2 protein-coding genes are annotated in these 1,693 nt (G+C 39.5%); both read left to right on the top strand.

All coding sequences use genetic code 11. From position 1 onward, the window contains the following. Positions 1-387: 387 nt before the first annotated feature. On the top strand, positions 388-858 hold the full coding sequence (locus B5D40_RS15105; protein ID WP_143394551.1) for a hypothetical protein: 471 nt from the start codon (positions 388-390) through the stop codon (positions 856-858). A 2-nt stretch (positions 859-860) separates the two neighbouring features. Then, the gene (locus B5D40_RS15485; RefSeq protein WP_143394552.1) at positions 861-1,601 is read left to right on the top strand and encodes a hypothetical protein; all 741 of its coding nucleotides are present in this window, start codon (positions 861-863) and stop codon (positions 1,599-1,601) included. Positions 1,602-1,693: the final 92 nt, after the last annotated feature.

Genomic DNA, 1,693 nt, shown 5'->3' with positions numbered 1-1,693 from the left:
GGCTATACTGTTTTTGCCTTCTGTGGAACGGAATGAACAAAAAATGCGAACGTCCTTATCTTGCGTTCGCAAAGTGACTTTTTAAGGGATGACTAGATAGACAAATAAAGGATATAGAAAATAAGATAGTCGGTTATACTGCAACAACGGCAATTGAAAATAAGGCAGCGGCTGTATCAGAGCAGTTCTTTTATAATAACCGAACTATTTTGTATTTTGGAGGAAATTTTTGGGTTATCGACAGGCCGAGTTCTACAGGGATGAAGTGGCTCGGGAACTCGCCGGTAGCGGGGTGGGATATTTTGAAGAGCAAGGGGTTGAAAGTATTTGGTTCGTCTCAAGTGCCATTAGATGCGGGTAGTTACTTGTATGTTCCCATAAAACAAAATGGAACTATTAAATAAAACGTTATTAAATTATTCATTTTCTCTTTATGATCAAGATGCTAAAACCTATGTTATGACATTCGCTGTCAATAATGAAAATTTTGAAAAGACTCTTTTGAATTGTCCCAAAGATTATCAATGTTTTGAAAACGCATCTGCTAATAAGCGCCTTATTGTGCCTCCTCGTGGTGCAGAATTCAAAATTTGCGAGGCCTTGCCCGCAAATGAATGCAGCGGTAATATAAAATCGCCCGGCATAACCATGATGATCAAGAAATCATCTAATTCATGGACTGCGGATTGGGTTCTCGACGGGAAATTGACGAAAAATGAAAATTCCATGGAAACGGATATTGTCGGCGTAACGGTTTCACGGACAGGGTATGTAATCAGGAATTTGGATGGATCGACCCAAAGTGGCAAATATAAAACTCCCGATTTGCCTGCACTACGCATTCTACTTTCGAGGTGAGCATGGTTAAAGTTTTCCCATTTTTTATTTCTTTGCTGTTATTGGGGTGCGGACTCGCTTTTAACGGGGACGAGGGTTGTGAAGAGACGTACTCATTAAAGACAACAGTGCATAAGCCATTGGGTTTTGATTTTGTGTGGATAGATGGTTCTTTAGCATCAGCTTATGCCTATTTGCAATCCGAAGAAAGTGTTCAACATTGCTCCTATTGTAGCTCGAAATGTTGTTGTTGGTGTAAAATTACTTCTGGCCACTATGCCTTAGAATCCAATGCAGCAGGTGTAGATTCGTTGCATGTAGGAACGTCAGTTGGATTCGGATATAAAATAGATTCAACCTTTGTAGATTTGCTCCATTCTATCGATTCTACGCAGCACCTTAAATTCTCCCTGAAGGACTCGATTGGAGTAATCAAATCTTATGATCTGGATTTTGCCCCCATACTTCCCCATATCAATAATCCGAAACCTTGCGAAATTCGTGGTGATTCCATCGACATATTCCTTCCCGAAGGGAATTTTTATGTCGTGTATTCCGGTTCATGCTATAATGGCGTTGATAATTTTAATGATTTTAGTAAAGAATGCAGAAAATACAAAACATCTAAAGACCCGCAAACCATTACTTTGGAAATAGCCGCGTTGGGCCGTTTATCTTATGAGATTCGCTATGATTTTGATGAAGAAGACAAGATGGGAGAAGACACCTTTACTTTTAAGTGGATTTACTATGACGCGTTATAGAATCCTTTGCCTTTTCTGCCTGATATTTTTAGGCTGCTCCGATTTATCGGATATTTTCTCTTCTGATGATTCCCAAGAAGTGAAGATGGCAA

The organism is Fibrobacter intestinalis (assembly GCF_900167415.1).
GTDB classification, from domain to species: domain Bacteria; phylum Fibrobacterota; class Fibrobacteria; order Fibrobacterales; family Fibrobacteraceae; genus Hallerella; species Hallerella intestinalis.
The sequence above is the reverse complement of the archived record's forward strand: the minus strand, read 5'-3'. Positions and strand labels throughout refer to the sequence as shown.